This is a genomic window from Streptomyces sp. NPDC058469 (assembly GCF_042721125.1).
Taxonomy (GTDB): Bacteria; Actinomycetota; Actinomycetes; order Streptomycetales; family Streptomycetaceae; genus Streptomyces.
Genome location: NZ_JBHXME010000050.1, coordinates 28,174 through 43,763, shown reverse-complemented (window position 1 = coordinate 43,763; position 15,590 = coordinate 28,174). Strand labels below are relative to the sequence as shown.

Sequence of the window (15,590 nt, the reverse complement as noted above, 5' to 3'; positions counted from 1 at the left end):
AGGCCCGGAAGATCCTGCTCCATCTGGGCATGTGGTGGCCGGAGGCCGACTCCGGGAAGCTGCGGTCGGCGGCGACGGCCTGGCGTACGTTCGCGGGCGCCGTGGACGATCTGCGCGGTCCGGTGCAGCAGAGCGCGTCGTCGATCATCCACAACAACACCGGTGAATCGATCGAGGCATTCGACAAGTTCTGGGGCCGCTACGCGCAGAACTCCAAGGGCAAGGACAGCGGCTGGCTGAAGGACCTCGCCGACTCCGGGCGTGAAATGGCCACGGCGCTCGAGAAGTTCGCCGACGCGATCGACGACGCCATCAACAAGCTCTGGACGCAGATCGGTATCGACGCGGCCGTGATCGCGGGCGGGGTGGCGCTGGCGTTCTTCACCGCGGGCCTGGCCTCCGGCGCGGCCGTGGCGGCGGCCGATCTGGTCATCGAGTTCGGTGCCGGTCTGGGCGTCGCCGTCTCCACGACGATCGCCGAGATCGCCGGGGGCACGCTGGTGGCCGCGGCCTTCGGCGGGATCGAGTCGGTGACGGTCGACCTGGCCGTGGCCCAGCCCCTGAAGATCGCGACCGGACTCCAGCAGGGCTTCAGCCTCGACGAGGTCAACCAGGCAGCCAAGGACGGCATGATCTTCGGCGGCGCGCTGGGCGCGGGCGGCGGGGTCGTCAAGGCGGGCATCGAGGGCGCGTTCAGCGACACGACACCGGTGTTCCTGCGTCCGGCCTCGCTCCGCCCGAACCTGGTGGAGCTGGGCCCGGCGGCCCGCAACTCCGAGCGCACGCCCTGTGTCGGCGAGCCGATCGACGTGGCGACCGGCGCGATGCTGATGACCGCGACGGACCTGGCACTGCCGGGCGCGCTCCCCCTGGAGTTCACCCGCACACACCTCTCCTCCTACCGCGGCGGCGTCTGCTTCGGCCCGACCTGGATATCCACCCTGGACGAGTGTCTCCAGATCGACGGCGAGGGCGTGGTGTTCGCGGCGGCCGACGGCATGCGCCTGGTCTACCCGGTGCCGGAGCCGGGCGTGCCGACGATGCCGGTGAAGGGTGTGCGCTGGCCCCTGGAGTGGGACGGCAAGCCGGACAGCGCGATGACGGTCAGCGACCCGGCGACCGGTGTGGTCCGCACGTTCGGCGCCCCCGTCCCGTCCCCGACCTTCGGCGTCTTCCACCTGGCGCTGGACTCCTGGAGCGACCGCAACGGCGCCCGCATCGACGTCGAACGCGACGACGAGGGCGTGCCGTTCGGCCTCCGCCACTCCGGTGGCCACTACCTCGCCGTCGACACGATCGGCCCTCGCATCACCGCCCTGCGCCTGCTCGACGAACCCCCCTCGCGCTACGGCCCCGAGGGCCCGGTGGGCGAGGGCACGGTCGTCATGCGCTACGGCTACGACGGCGCCGGCAATCTGACGGAGGTCGTCAACTCCAGTGGGGAACCACTGCGGTTCGCGTACGACGACCAGGGCCGGGTCACCAAGTGGACCGACCGGAACGGCACTTGGTTCTGCTACGTCTACGACGACCGCGGCCGGGTCGTCCGCACCGAGGGTGTGGACGGCATCCTGTCCGGCACGCTGGCCTACGACGACACGGCGCGCACGACGACGTACACCGACTCGCAGGGCCGTGTCTCCACGCACCGCCACAACGCGGAGGGCCTGGTCGAGGAGGAGACCGACCCGCTGGGCAACGTCACGCGGACACGGTGGGACGAGCACGGCTGCCAACCCCTCACGGTCACGGACCCGCTGGGCCGGACGACCCGCTACGGCTACGACGACGCGGGCAACCTCACCGAACTCACCCTGCCCGACGGCTCGTCGGCGCGGGCCGAGTACAACGCGCTCGGCCTCCCGACGGAGGTGGTGGAGCCGGGCGGGGTGGTGTGGCGGCACACGTACGACGAGCGGGGCAACCTGCTCACGACGACCGATCCGACCGGCGCGGAGACCCGCTACGCGTACGACGCGTCGGGCCACCCCACGGAGATCACGAACGCCCTCGGTCACACCCGTACGGTGGCGTACGACACGGGCGGGCTGCCCGTCGCCCTGACGGACGAGCTGGGTCACACGACGTCGATCCGCCGGGATTCCTTCGGCCGGGTCACCGCGGTGACCGACCCGCTGGGCCACACCACCCGAATGGGCTGGACCCCGGAGGGCAGGCCGTCCTGGCGCGAACTGCCCGACGGGGCAAGGGAGTCGTGGACGTGGGACGGGGAGGGCAACCTGCTCGTCCAGACCGACGCCGCGGGCAACACCACGCAGCACTCCCCGACCCACTTCGACGTGCCCGCCGCACGGATCGACCCGGACGGCGCGCGATACGCGTTCTCGTACGACACCGAGCTGCGGCTGACGGGCGTCACCAATCCGCAGGGACGGACGTGGTCGTACACGTACGACGAGGCCGGGCGGCTGACCGCTGAGACGGACTTCAACGGACGCACGCTGACGTACGCGCACGACGGCGCGGGACGGCTGACCTGCCGTACGAACGGGGCCGGGGAGACGCTGCGTTTCACCCGCGACACGGTGGGGCGCGTGGCCGCGCAGCACGCCGACTCGGGCGTGGTCACGACGTACGCGTACAGCCCGGACGGCAGGCTGTGCCGCGCGGCCAACTCCGATGCCGAGGTCGTACTTGAGCGCGACGCGGTGGGTCGGGTGCTGTCGGAGACGGTGAACGGGCACCGCACCACGAACGCCTTCGACGCCCTCGGGCGTCGCAGCAGGCGCGTGACACCGTCTGGCCTGGCGTCGGACTGGACCTATGACGCGGCGGGCCGTCCGCTCGGCCTGGAATCGTCCGCTGGTGCGCTGGACTTCTCCCACGACGCGGCGGGACGCGAGACCGAACGCCGGATCGGTACGGAGGTGACGCTGACGCAGAGCTGGAGTCCGAAGGGACTGCTCACCGGACAGTCCCTCACCTCCACGTCGCAAGCGGCCGGCCCGGAACGCCTGTTGCAGCATCGCACCTACACCCACCGTGCCGACGGGTACATCACCGAGATCCGCGAACTCACCTCCGGCACACGCCGCTTCGACCTCGACGCCATGGGCCGGGTCACGAGGGTGCGCGCCCACGGCTGGACCGAGACCTACGCCTACGACACGGCGGGCAACGTGGTGAGCGCGACCGCCCCCGGCCACCAAACCCCTGACCCGCACGACTTCGACGGCACCCTCATCCGCTCGGCGGGCCGCACCACGTACGAGCACGACGCGCAGGGCCGCCTCGTGCGCAGGACTCACAGGCTTCTCAGCGGCCAGAACCGTACGTGGACCTACGAGTGGAACACCGAGGGTCGTCTGACCGAGGTGGTCACCCCGGACGGCAGCCGCTGGCTGTACGCCTACGACCCGCTCGGCCGCCGTATCTCCAAGTACCGCGTGGCGGACGACGGTTCGGAGAGCGAACGTACCGAGTTCTCGTGGGACGGCACCTGTCTGGCCGAACAGCGGGGCCCGGACGGCCTGGTCACCACCTGGGACTACGAACCGGGGACTCCGCGCCCGGTGGCCCAGACCCTCCACGAGCCGTCGGCCCCCGTCGCCAACGCGTCGTTCCTCGCACGGCTGGCGGAGGAGACGCATCCCGCGCACACGGCCCGTTTCCACGCCGTGGTCACGGACGCCGTCGGCACGCCCATGGAACTGGTGTCCGCGACCGGGGAGTTGGTCTGGCAGCACCGCACCACCCTGTGGGGCACGGGCCTCCCGACTCCTGGGGACGACAGCGCCGCAGTCGACTGCCCACTGCGGTTTCCGGGGCAGTACGCCGACCCCGAGACGGGGCTGCACTACAACCTGCACCGCTACTACGACCCCGAGACCGCCCGGTACATCAGCCCCGACCCGCTGGGGCTGGAGCCGGCGAGCAATCACCACAGTTACGTGCACGCTCCGCTCACCTGGGTCGACCCACTCGGTCTCTCACCCTGCAATTACGGTACGGACGACCTGTATTCAAGCGCCACCACCATCAAGAAGGGCCAACTCTCCCCGGCGGGCAGGGCACTGCAGAAACACGGCGACCCAAGCCCGGGAAACCTGGCCAAACGAGGCCAGGCACATGTCGACCTGTACAATTTCGGCAAGGTCACCAATAGCGAACGGACCGAGATCGCCAACGAGATGATCGAGGACATCCTCACCGATCCGAATGTGGTGGAGAAAGTCAACACGTCGGCCCAGACTCAATACGGTGGCATCACCAGGGATTTCAGAGTCCCTGGCGGCTGGGGTGCGCGATGGAGCTGGCGTGGAGGTCAGCTCACCTTCGAAGGGTTCCTGTAATGGCGGGGCAACACCAGGGCGAACCGATGTACCGGCCGGAGGACTTCGTCGCCGACGGAGCTTTGCGCGACGTATGTGTACTCGACGCCGTACTCGACGACTGGCAGCACATGTTCAGCGGGTTGCGGACGGTGCCGGGCCGGCATGTCTTCACCTGGACGCTCGCCGACGCGACGGATACCGGTATTCCCGAGGCCTCCGCGGTGTGGTCGCGACTCGACGAGGACCCCGAGGAATCGGTGAGTCTGGCGATCGAAATCGGCGGTATGTGGTTCACGTGCTACTTCTTCGACATCGAGGAAATCGAGTTCACCTTCGATCCGGCCGACGTCGTGGACCAGGAGACATTTGCGCCTGTTCGCGATTTCGTGAAATGGCTGGGGAACTCGACAGGCCGAGAAGTCGTCGTCACCATGGAGGGAAACGACCACGCCGCCATGCCTGCTCTGATTCGGTGGCAACGCTGACGTGGGCCCGGCCGCCCCTGTGTGACACCTCGACCGGGCCCCCAGCACAGGTCAGTTCATCGTCGCGCCGATCGTCGTGCTCCCCGTCGTCAGGAACGTCGTGGACGGGAGCGTGCCGCTCGACGAGCGGGCGTTGTACGTCGTCGACGCGTCCGTGGAGATGAAGGACGGGGTGGAGATGCCGGAGTCCCAGTTGTTGCCGGACGAGGTGACCGCGGAACCCTTAGTGACCGAGCCGCCGCCGTTGCTCACGGCGAGGTTCTTGCCGAGTTTGGCGGAGCTGGTGGCGAAGTAGTAGCCCCACTTGCTGTTGGCGTACGCGGTGGTGCGGTTGATGACGAGGGCACCGGTGTTGGAGTTCTCGGTGAACCCGTTCCCCGCGTTGCCCCAGGCGGCCGAGTTGTTGATGACGTGCGCGACGACCTCGCCGTCACCGCCCAGCTTGAACCCGTTGCCGTCACCCGCGAACGCCGAGTCGGACCACCGGTTGACGCCGTTGCCGAAGGACCAGGTGTGCTCGACGGTGACGGGCGTGGAGAAGGACCAGAAGTCGATCCCGTCGTCCGCGTTGTTGTACAGCCGCGCCCCGGTGACGAGGTTCCCGCTGCCGGAGCCGAACTTGATGGCGACCCCGTCCGCGTTCTCGCCGTGCGTCGCGGCGTCGTAATTGCCGTACGAGTCAAGGTTCTTGACCGTGTTGTTGACGGTGCCGTCGCCGGTGAGCGTGAAGCCGGAGTCGCCGCCGTTGATGGTCTTGTCGTTGCTCCAGTTGGTGCCGGTGCAGGACTGGCAGACGACCGCGCTGTCCGGGGAGTTCTGGAAGGTGAGGTTGGAGACGTTCCAGTAGTCGGCCGTCAGCTTGAAGATCCAGGATCCCGACGGCAGTGACGAACCGTCGATCTTGACCGTCTCCGAGCCGTACGCGGTGAGCGTGACCGGTGACGACGACGTGCCGTTCGTCGTGGACTGGAGGGTCGCCGTCGGGTAGTACGTGCCGCCGCGCACCTGAATGACCGTGCCGGCGGTGGCACTTGAGATCGCGCTGGTCAGTTCGGCCGTCGTGTCGACGACGACCGTGGCGGCCTGCGCCTGGGTGGGGAGGACGGCCAGCCCGGCGCCGAACGCCAGGACTGTGCCGAGGGTGAGAGCGGTACGACGAGACATAGGAGTGCGGTCCTTTCGTCGTTCTCTGTTTGTTCCGTTGCGGATGGGGGATTTCAGGGACGCCAGTCACCGAGGTACGTCGCAGGGGTGTGCAACTTGGCCTCGGCGAAAGTGAGTTGGGGACGGTTTTCCGCGACGGTGATCACGGAACCCGGTCCCGTGTTGCGGTACTCGTGGAAACGCATCGACTGCCAGGGATAGGCGTCACGCATGTTCGTGTAGGGCGCGACCGGGTCGATGCCGGGCCCGATCCGGGTGTCCCGCACGACGAGGGACGGCCAGGCCGTCGTCTCGTACGACGGGACCCACGGCCGGGCCAGCTTGTACGCGGCGTCCTCGGCGCCGGAGGTGATCCGCGAACGGACCGCGAGGATGCCGTGCGGATTGGCACGGGCGGTGGACGGGGCGAAGACCATGCCCTTGGGGGTGAAGGCCACGTCCCGTTGGAGGGTGTGGAAGTGGCAGTCCGCGAAGACGGCCGTGGCCCGCCCGAAGACGAAGTCCACGTCCCCCTCGATGTAGCAGTGGGAGAAGTACTGCCGGTCGAATGCCTCCAGCGCCGAGGTGTCCACGAACAGCGTGTCCTGGTGGGCCAACAGCCGGACGTGCGCGAACCGCGAACGGTCGCCCGTCACATACGCGGCCACCGCCTGCGTCCCCGTGATCTCCGGGTGGTCCGCGCGCAGCCAGCCGTTGGCGAGGGTCAGGTCCCGTACGGTCAGCCCGGGCGCCGCCGACGTGAAGGTCGCGGAGCCCGCCGTACCGTACGTCCCCGAACCGTCCGGCCGCTGCGTCCCGTTGGCGTTGTCGTAGACGATGACGACGTCACGCGGATCGCGGGTGGCACCGCGCAAGGTCAACTCACCAAGCCCCGCAGGTACGTTGACGACCTCCCGGTATGTCCCCGGGTGTACGACGATCGTCCAGCCGCCGCCCTCCACCGCGTCCACGGCCGCCTGCACCGAGTCTCCGGGCCGGACATGCAGGACATGCCGCCGGTCGAGCGCTACGGCGGGCGCGGCACCGGCGGCCACCAGACCACCGGCGATCCCCGTCAGGAGGGCGCGTCTGCGCAGGGCCATCTCAGCGCCTCCGCCCCGGCGTCCAGTCGCCCAGATACGCCTCCCGGGTCGCCGACTCGGCCTGATCGGCGGCGAGTTGGGGCCGGTTCTCCGGGATGCTGATCACGGCACCCGGGCCCGTGTTCCGGTACTCCGCGAACCGCTGGCTCTGCCAGGGATAGGTGTCAGACATGTTGGTGTACGGCGCGACCGCGTCGATCCCCGCGCCCAGCACCGTGTCCCGCACGGTGAGCATCGGATGGGCGGTGGTGTCCGAACCGGGCACCCAGGGCCGGGCCAACTTGTAGTAGGCGTCCGGGGCTTGGCTGCTCACGCGGCTGTGCGTCACCAGGTATCCGCGCGGGTTCGCGACCGCCGTGGAGGGCGCGAAGACGAAGCCGTACGGCGCTGTCGCCAGGTCGGTGCGGTTCAGGGTGCGGAAGTGGCAGCGGTCGTAGACGGCTGTGGCCCGCCCGAAGACGAAGTCGACGTCTCCCTCGACGTAGCAGCGCGCGTAGTACTGGCGGGCGAAGACACCGAGCGCCAAGGAGTCGGCGTACAGGGTGTCCTGGTGGCCGAGGAAGTGGCAGTCGAAGAACGCCGAACGGTCGCCCTGCACCTTGATCGCGACCGCCTGCGTACCGGTGATCTCGGGGTGGTCGGCGCGCAGCCAGTCGTTGGCGAAGGTGATCCGGCGGGCCGTGAAACCGTCGGTGCGGATGAGCGTGGTGGCCGAGCCGGAGGTGCCGTAGGTACCCGAACCGTCGGGTTTCTGCGTCCCGTTGGCGTTGTCGTAGACGATGACGACGTCCTGCGGGTTCTCGCTCGCGCCGATCCAGGTCATCTCCGAGGCAGCCTCGGTGAGTTGGCCGGTCGCCGGGTCGGTGACTCCGGCGGTGACCGTCTCCCGGTAGACGCCGGGCGCGATGACCAGGGTGTACCCGGGGGCGGTCGCGGCGGTGACCGCGGCCTGGACGGCGGTGAAGTCACCCCGGCCGCGCGGGTCGACGTACAGGGTGAGCGGGGTGAGGCGCGCGGCCGGCGAACCGTACCGGCCGAACGGGCGCGGCCCGCCGACGGCGAGAGCGGGGACGGCGGTGAGGCCGATCGCGGCGCCCGCGCCGGCGCTCGCCATGAGGAATCCCCGTCTGGACAGGGAGAGTTGGAGAGGGTGGTGCGAGGGCATGCGGGTGCTCCTTCGCGGTGCGGTGCGATGTGGCTGGCGGTACGTCCTTGAGGTGTGGGGGGTGGGGGGTGGCCGGGCCGGTCACGGTGAACCGGCCCGGTGGGCACGGCGGTTGGTCAGCGCAGGCGGCCCGCCCCCGCGCCCCGGTCGACGATGAACGGCACGGCCTTCGCGGGGTCGATCTTCGTGCGCAGGGTCGGTGTCCAGCCCGCGCCGGACTGCAGGATCTCGGTCGGCACGCCCGCGTTGTGGACGGCGATCAGGTCGGTGAGCTTGCCGTTGACGTAGTTGTCGTCGGCGGTGAGCGGCGCCTCGGACCACTTCTTGAGGATGGTGGCCTCGGAGATACCGGCCGGGACCGTGAACGCGTTGTGCTCCGCGACGAGTTGGGACTCCAGGCCGATGCCGTAGCTGTATCCGTAGCCCGTCTCGGCGACGAAGTGGTTGTTGTACGAGTCGACTTGGCCGAAGCGGACGCGGGGTGCGCGCTCGACGAGGTTGGAGAACAGGTTGTGATGGAGCGTCACCTTCAAGTGGCCCCGGTCTACGGCGGCCGTGGAGGCGCTGTCGCTGTTGCCGATGAGGATGGTCTTGTCGTGGTCGGCGAAGACGTTCCAGGAGGCGGTGACGTAGTCGGCGCCCTTGACGACGTCGAGTTCGCCGTCGTGCTGCTCGAAGATCCGCCCGAAGTAGGTGGGCAGCGAGCTGTCCGGGTGGTCGCCGTCGGTGAACGTGTTGTGGTCCAGCCAGACATGGGTGGAGCCGTAGATGACGGCGCTGTCGTACTCGGAGTTCCAGTTGCCGGTGTCGCCGTCGGTCGGGTCCCACTGCGGGAAGCAGTCCAACGGGCTCTCGAAGGCCAGGTTCCGGACAACGACATTGTCGACAGCCTTGATCTGCAGGCTGGCGCCCTTGAAGCCGGCGTTCCCGCCGATGCCGATGATGGTGGTGTTGGCGGGGACGAACGCCTCGATGGCGGCCTGCTGGCCGGCGGCGGAGACCCGGCGCAGGCCCTCGGGGCTGTCGGCGGGTTCGTTGTCGAGGTTCCGGTCGTAGCCCCAGACGGCGGGGTCGTAGGTGGCGAGGTACTGGGCGAAGTCGTAGCCGGGCGCGGCGAAGGAGTCGCAGCCCTCGGCGTTGGCGTCGATCGTGCCCTTGATTCTGATGATCTTCGGCGCGGTGCCGCCGGCGGCCAACGCGGCCTTGAAACCAGCCCAGTTGGTGACGGTGTAGACGTGCTCGGCGGTCGCGTTCGCTCCACCGCTGGTGCCGGTGCCGTAGGAGGCCCAGCCGTCACCGGCGCCGAGGGTCTCGCGGGCGAGGCTGCGCGGATGCGCCTGGGCGGTGGTGCCGGTGAGGGCGAGAGCCAGTGCTGTGCAGCCCACGAGCGACGCTATGACGCGTCCATGACATTTATAAGTACGCACTGTGCGGGTCTCCTTGCTCAGAGGACCGAGGCGTCCGTCGCCTCGGGCCAGGTGATCCAGGACGTGGGAATCTCGTCGTGCAGCCGGACGACGTCACGCGGCGCGAGCACCCGGCTGCGCGTCAACTCCCGCGCCACGAGCCGCGCCACGGCGATCGCACCGGGCGGATTGAAATGCGTGTTGTCCTGCTCGGTGTCGGTCCAGTTGAAGTAGACCTTCGTCTCCTCCACCCCGAGCCGCTGCCACAACGCGAGCGACAACGCCTCGATGTCGAGCAAGGCGACGCGTTCCTGCTGGGCGAGCGCACGCATCGCCGCCGGGTAATCGCCGTGCGTCGGCAACGCGTTGCCGTCGACGTCGAACCTGCGGCGCTCGACGGGGGTGGCGAGCACGGGCCGGGCGCCATGAGCCCGGGCCCCTGCGATGTAGAGCCGCAGATAGTCCTGGTACGTCGTCCAGGGCTCCGTATAGCGGGTGGGGTCGGCGGTCTTCTCGTCGTTGTGCGCGAACTGGACGAGAAGAAAGTCACCGGGCCGGACGGCAGCGAGAATCGCGTCCAGCCGCCCCTCATCGACGAAGCTCTTCGAACTCCGCCCATTTACCGCCTGGTTGGAAACCTTCACCCCCTTGCGCAGAAAGAAGGGAAGGGCCATGCCCCACCCGGTTTCCGGAGCTTCGGTGGCGTACTTCTGGGCGGCGGTGGAATCACCGGCGATGTAGAGAGTCCGGTCCCGTCGAACACCGCCACCACGTAAGGGAACGGCGGCAAGAGCACCTAACGCGACTTGCCTACGGGTAAGAGACACGATTGGCTCACCTCTCGGCTTTTGTCTTGTGTCTTTAGGGGCGCGGGGAACTGCGCGACCAGCCACAACGGACCCGCAGTCCCCCACAACCGAAACCACCCGACCCCAGGGCTCAGTGGTTCTGCTTCCAGTCCGCCTGCGCCGTGTTCAACTGGTCGGCCAACGTGTCCAGAAACTCCTTAGCCGTCACCTTCCCCAACAACAGCTTCTGGAAGTTCGGCTCGTTGTCCGCCTTGGAGATCGTGTTCCAGTCCGGCAGGTAATACGGCAGCTGCACAATCTTCGTGTCGGCCCCGTTCAACGCCTCCGCCGCCAACTGCGTGGGCTCGGACTTCTGAATCCACGCCGCGTCCGCCGCATCCGTGTTGGCCGGAACCTGGCCGGCCGACTCGTTGTACTTGGAGTTCTCCGCCGCGGAGATCGCGAACTCGATGAACTTCCAGGCCGCTTCCTTGTTCTTGCTGGACTTGAACAGACTCAGCCCGTCGACCGGGTTGGAGATCTGCACCCGTGTACCGTCGTCCAGCGTCGGGTTGGGAATTCCCTTGAACTTGTCCGCGCCCAACGCCTTCAAGTGGTCCTGGTACGACCCGAGGTTGTGGCTCAGCATCCCGATCGTGCCGCTGTCCCACTGCGCGACCATCTTCGTGAAGTCGTTGTTGAGGTCGGCGGACGGGGTGTCCTTCTTGAACAGGGCGACGTACTTCGCCAACGCGGCAACGTTCTTGGGGTCGTTGACCGTCGTCTTGTCACCGTTCCAGAAAGACGTGATCCCGGTCTGCCCGTACACCGCGTCGAGGGCCGGCGCGATGGACCCCTCGCCGCCTCGAATGGTGAACCCGAACTTGTTCTTCGCCTTGTCGGTGAGTTTGTCGGCGGCGGCGTAGAACTTCGACCAGGTGGTCGGCGCGTCCAGTCCCGCCGCCTTGAACAGGTCGGTGCGGTACCACAGCGTGCCGTTGTTGGCGGAGGTCGGGATCTGGTACAGGGTGTCCCCACCACCAGCGCTCTTACTGACATCGAGCAGGTTCTGGCTCAACTTGCCGTTCAGGGAACTCGACTTGAGCCGACTGTCCAACGGCTCCAACGCCCCCTGCACCGCGACCTCGGCGAGCACCGCGGTCCCCACACCGCCGACGTCGGGCAGACCGCCGCCCTGGATCGCGGTGTCGTACTTGGACTGGGCACTCGCGGCGGGTATCCCGACGTACTTGACCTTGATGTCGGGGTTCTTCTTCTCGAAGTCCGCGATGATCTGCTTCCAGATGTCGGTACGGACACCGCCGTTGTTGTCCCAGAACGTGATCGTGCCCTTGCCGGACCCCTCGTCACCCTTGTCCCCCGCGGCACCGCTGCCGTTGTCGCCGCAGGCGGTGGCGGTCAGCGCGAGCACGGAGCCCAGGGCGACGGCCATGGCGGCACGCCTGCTTCTGCGGATGCTGGTCTTCATAGGTCGGCTCTCTTCTTGTGGATCCAGCGGAGTGATGGCGGTGTGGGGACTTGGCAGGTGAGTTGACCCAAGGTTCGGCAAGCGCTTGCTACGGAGGTGCGTCATTGCGACTCCCAACAGGCGGATGGACAGGGCGAGTCAGTGGGGCGGCCTTACTGGAGAGAACTGATCCGGAACCGCGTGAAACTGGCCGCGCCGGCATGTCCCGTACCGGCGGGCGCGAGCGCGAAGAGCCCGAGCAGGGCGCCGACCCAGCGCCAGGGGGTGGCGGCGAAGACCTGGCCGGTCGAACGCGGCCCGTCCCCGACGTCGTACGAGAAGCGGCACCGCGCCCCGGCGCCGATCTCGATCCGCAGCCGGACGCGGCCCTCGGGTGCGAGGCACGACTCCCCCGCGTCCCGTTCCCGCTCGGCACCGGGCTCGGCGAAGCGGTGGACGAACATCACCTTCCCGTCCGCGCCCCTCTCCAGCCCGATCCAGCTGTACGCGTCGCCGAGCACGGCCAGTCCGGCCCTCGCGCCCAACTCCTCGCTGTGCAACCGCAGTTCGACCTCGACCGCGACGGGCGTGCCGGGCAGGCGCTGGGTGAGGAGGTTCGGGAGTCGGCGCAGGTCGTCGGCGTCGGCCGAGCGGACACAGGTCAGGCGTAGGCCGTCGCCCGAGTGGTGGGTGGCCCAGCCGTCCTGCGGGTTCGCCGCCCACTGCCACTGACGGCCGTACCGTCCACCGGGGAAGTCGTCGTCGGTGGCGGGCGCGGCGGGCGGCTGCGGCGGGAGGTCCGGTTTCGGGTGTACGGCTACGGGGGCGCCCTCGTCGCCCACGACCGGCCAGCCGTCGTCGCCCCAGCGCATCGGCTGGAGGTGGACAACTCGGCCGTAGGCGCCCCGCTGTTGGAAGTGCAGGAACCAGTCCTCGCCGGACGGGGTGCGCACCCACGCGCCCTGATGCGGGCCGTTGACGTCGGTGTTCTTCTGTTCCAGGACGACCTTTTCCTCGTACGGTCCGAAGAAGCCGCGTGAGCGGAACGCGCCCTGCCAGCCGGTCTCGACTCCCCCTGCGGGGGCGAGGATCCAGAACCAGCCGTCGTGCTGGTGGAGTTTGGGGCCCTCCAGGGTGAACCAGCCGGGGACGCGGTCCGCGTCGACGATCACCTTGCCGTCGTCGAGCAGGGTCGTGCCGTCGGGGTGCATACGGTGGCCGGTGAGGCGGTTCTTGATGCCGGCGCGGGACTTGGCCCAGGCGTGCACGAGGTAGGCCTCGTCGTTTTCGTCGTCCCACAGGGGGCACGGGTCGATGAGGCCCTTGCCCTCCTTGAGGAGGTGCGGGCTGGTCCAAGGGCCGCGTATCTCGGGGGCGTTGACCTGGAAGATGCCCTGGTCGGGGTCGCCCCAGAAGATCCAGAAGCGTTCGTCGTGGTACCTCAACGCGGGTGCCCAGACGCCGCAGTCGTGCCGCGGGGTCCTGAACTCCCGTGCGGGCTCGAGGCGTTGGAGGGCGTGGCCGACCAGGGTCCAGTTGACCAGGTCGCGGGAGTGCAGCAGCGGCAGGCCCGGTACGCGGCCGAAGCTGGACGCGGTGAGGTAGAAGTCGTCGCCGACGCGGATGACGTCCGGGTCGGACCAGTCGGCGTTCAGGACGGGGTTCGTGTACGTCTCGTACGTCACCGGCTGACCGCCTTCCGCACCAGCGCCGTAGCCTCGGCCCGGTCCAGGCGGCCGTCGGCGACGACGGTGACGATCCGTCGGACGACCGTGTCGCCGGGGGCTATCGGCAGCCGCTCGTCCGACGCCAACGACGCGCCCACGCCCGGGTATTCGGCAGTGCGGACGAACCACGGGTCGCGGCGGGAGCGGTCCGTGGCGCCCGCGAAGACCAGCGTCCAGCCGGTGCCGGCGAGCGCGAGCCAGTCGGCGCGGGCGCCGTGGACCTCCGGTTCGCCCTCGTGGTCGGCGGTGAAGACACACGGCGTCTCCGCCTCCTTGCGGGCCCGCCAGAAGAAGCCGCCGTAGGCCGCGCCGGGCCGCCCGTTGGTGGCGGGGCTGCCGATCGAGAGGGGGTCCGGTGTCACGTTGGTGAGCGAGAAGGTGAAGTCCAACGCCCAGGCGGTGTCGGTGAGTTCGGTGGCGGCGACCGTACGGCGTTCACGGAGCAGCTCGGCACCTGAGGCCACCCAGCGCAGTTCCTCTACGAAGCCGTCGGGGTCGCGGAGTTGGAAGGTGGAGTGACGTTGCGCGCCGTGGTTGTCCAATTCCACCGGCCCCTGTTCACGAACGTACGTGCGGCCGCCCCAGAAGTTGTGCCCCTCGACATCGGGAACGGCGACACCGACGCCGAGGTGGTGGGTGTGGTCGACGGGGCTCAGCTCGGTGACCGCCGTGCCGGCCAGGGTGGTGACGGGGTGCAGATACGGGCGCGGGGAGAGCCGGTCGGGCAGCTCGGGCCGGGTGATGTACCGGGCGACCGGGCGGCCCGCGACGCGCAGCACCGGCGTGTCGTGGGTGATCATCAGGTGCTCACCTCTTTCGGTGGGGCCCAGGAGGCGCCCAGCTCGGAGTAGAGGGCGAGGGTGTCGGCCGCCGCCGTGACCAGCGCGTCGATGCCGGGGACGACCCGGCGGTTCTCGGCGGGGATCAGGTGCCAGGCATCGGTGGGCAGCGGGGCCGGGTCGGGGGCCTGCCGGATCGCTTCAACGACCTTCATGAAGGCGCCTGTTGAGTCCGGTTCGACCAACAGCTCGTCGCCGTCGGTGAGATGGGCGACCAGGTTCTCCAGCAGGTCCGTGCTGCCGTACTCGAACTCCTCCGGGCCGTGGCCCGCGCGCTGGAGCAGGACGCGGTCCTGCTTGTACCAGTGGGTGATCCGGCCTTGGCTGCCGTGCACCACCACGTAGGGCTCGCCGGGGTGTTCGGCGCACAGGGTCACGGCGACGGCGACCGGGCGACCCTGGACGGTGGTGACGCGGACGCAGGAGGTGTCGTCGGACTCGATGTCGTTGGCACGCAGGAGTTCGGTCTCGATGCGGACGACGTCCTCGGCGCGGGTCGTGTCGTTGAGAGCGAGGGCGGTGGCGACGGCGTGCGCCAGGGGGTTGGTGAGCACGCCGTCGATCACGTCGACGCCGTTCAGGCGCCGCTTGCCCGCCCAGGGGGCACGCCGGTAGTACGCCTCGTCGCGCGCCCAGGCACCGGCCCCGCCGACCCCGGTCACCGTGCCGATCGCGCCCTTCTCGATCAGCTCCCGGATCCCGGGCACGGCGTGCGAGCCGAGCGACTGGAACCCGATCTGGCAGGCCACTCCGGCCGCGGCGACCCCGTCGGCCATCCGGCGGAACTCGGCGTACGAGGGCGCGGGCGGCTTCTCCAGCAGCAGGTGCACGCCTCGCTTCGCGGCGGCCAGCGCGAGGTCCGTGTGGGTCGGGATCGGGGTGCAGATCACCGCGACCTGGGCGCCGGTGGAGTCGAGGAGGGCGCCGAAGTCGGGTGACTGCTCGGGGAGTTCGCCCCCGAACTCCTCCTCGGTCAACGGTGTCAGTTCGCAGATTCCGGCGAGGCGTACGAGCCCCTTGTCCTGGAGCCGGCGGATGTTCTCGACGTGCCAGCGGCCATGGCCCCGGGCGCCCGCCAGGACGATGGAGACGGGCGGGGCGATAGGCGTGGAGCCGGGTGCGGAGACGGTCGTAGGACCGGTGTTGGTGGTCATGGGATTCTCCCTGCGTC

At 69.0% G+C, this 15,590-nt stretch carries 11 protein-coding genes; 2 read left to right on the top strand and 9 right to left on the bottom strand.

The features are described from left to right. Positions 1 to 29: 29 nt before the first annotated feature. A complete protein-coding gene (locus tag ACFWP5_RS22160; RefSeq protein WP_384159094.1) occupies positions 30 to 4,313 on the top strand; it encodes a DUF6531 domain-containing protein in 4,284 nt (1,427 codons plus the stop codon). Next, positions 4,313 to 4,780 (top strand): hypothetical protein, encoded by a 468-nt coding sequence (locus tag ACFWP5_RS22155; RefSeq protein WP_384159038.1) that lies wholly within the window; start codon positions 4,313 to 4,315, stop codon positions 4,778 to 4,780. Before ACFWP5_RS22160 ends, ACFWP5_RS22155 begins: the two co-directional genes overlap by 1 nt. A gap of 51 nt (positions 4,781 to 4,831) precedes the next feature. On the opposite strand, the gene ACFWP5_RS22150 is transcribed toward ACFWP5_RS22155, so the two are convergent. From ACFWP5_RS22150 to ACFWP5_RS22110, 9 genes are all read right to left on the bottom strand, one after another. Next, positions 4,832 to 5,944, bottom strand: coding sequence for a chondroitinase-B domain-containing protein (locus tag ACFWP5_RS22150; RefSeq protein WP_384159035.1), 1,113 nt, complete (start codon positions 5,942 to 5,944; stop codon positions 4,832 to 4,834). Between the two features lie 53 nt (positions 5,945 to 5,997). Beyond that, positions 5,998 to 7,026, bottom strand: a complete 1,029-nt coding sequence (locus ACFWP5_RS22145) for a pectinesterase family protein (RefSeq protein ID WP_384159032.1) — start codon at positions 7,024 to 7,026, stop codon at positions 5,998 to 6,000. A 1-nt stretch (position 7,027) separates the two neighbouring features. Continuing rightward, positions 7,028 to 8,191 (bottom strand): pectinesterase family protein, encoded by a 1,164-nt coding sequence (locus ACFWP5_RS22140; RefSeq protein WP_384159029.1) that lies wholly within the window; start codon positions 8,189 to 8,191, stop codon positions 7,028 to 7,030. 116 nt (positions 8,192 to 8,307) lie between these two features. Continuing rightward, positions 8,308 to 9,576, bottom strand: coding sequence for a polysaccharide lyase family 1 protein (locus ACFWP5_RS22135; RefSeq protein ID WP_384159026.1), 1,269 nt, complete (start codon positions 9,574 to 9,576; stop codon positions 8,308 to 8,310). Positions 9,577 to 9,635: 59 nt separating this feature from the next. Continuing rightward, positions 9,636 to 10,424, bottom strand: a complete 789-nt coding sequence (locus ACFWP5_RS22130; RefSeq protein WP_384159023.1) for a rhamnogalacturonan acetylesterase — start codon at positions 10,422 to 10,424, stop codon at positions 9,636 to 9,638. A gap of 112 nt (positions 10,425 to 10,536) precedes the next feature. Then, a complete protein-coding gene (locus ACFWP5_RS22125) occupies positions 10,537 to 11,874 on the bottom strand; it encodes an ABC transporter substrate-binding protein (protein WP_384159020.1) in 1,338 nt (445 codons plus the stop codon). Positions 11,875 to 12,026: 152 nt separating this feature from the next. Next, the gene (locus tag ACFWP5_RS22120; RefSeq protein WP_384159018.1) at positions 12,027 to 13,538 is read right to left on the bottom strand and encodes a family 43 glycosylhydrolase; all 1,512 of its coding nucleotides are present in this window, start codon (positions 13,536 to 13,538) and stop codon (positions 12,027 to 12,029) included. Further along, positions 13,535 to 14,380 (bottom strand): PmoA family protein, encoded by an 846-nt coding sequence (locus tag ACFWP5_RS22115; RefSeq protein ID WP_384159016.1) that lies wholly within the window; start codon positions 14,378 to 14,380, stop codon positions 13,535 to 13,537. The genes ACFWP5_RS22120 and ACFWP5_RS22115 overlap by 4 nt, the downstream gene beginning before the upstream one ends. Next, positions 14,380 to 15,573 carry a Gfo/Idh/MocA family protein gene (locus ACFWP5_RS22110; RefSeq protein ID WP_384159013.1) on the bottom strand — a complete coding sequence of 398 codons (1,194 nt, stop codon included), beginning with the start codon at positions 15,571 to 15,573 and terminating at the stop codon, positions 14,380 to 14,382. Before ACFWP5_RS22110 ends, ACFWP5_RS22115 begins: the two co-directional genes overlap by 1 nt. Positions 15,574 to 15,590: the final 17 nt, after the last annotated feature.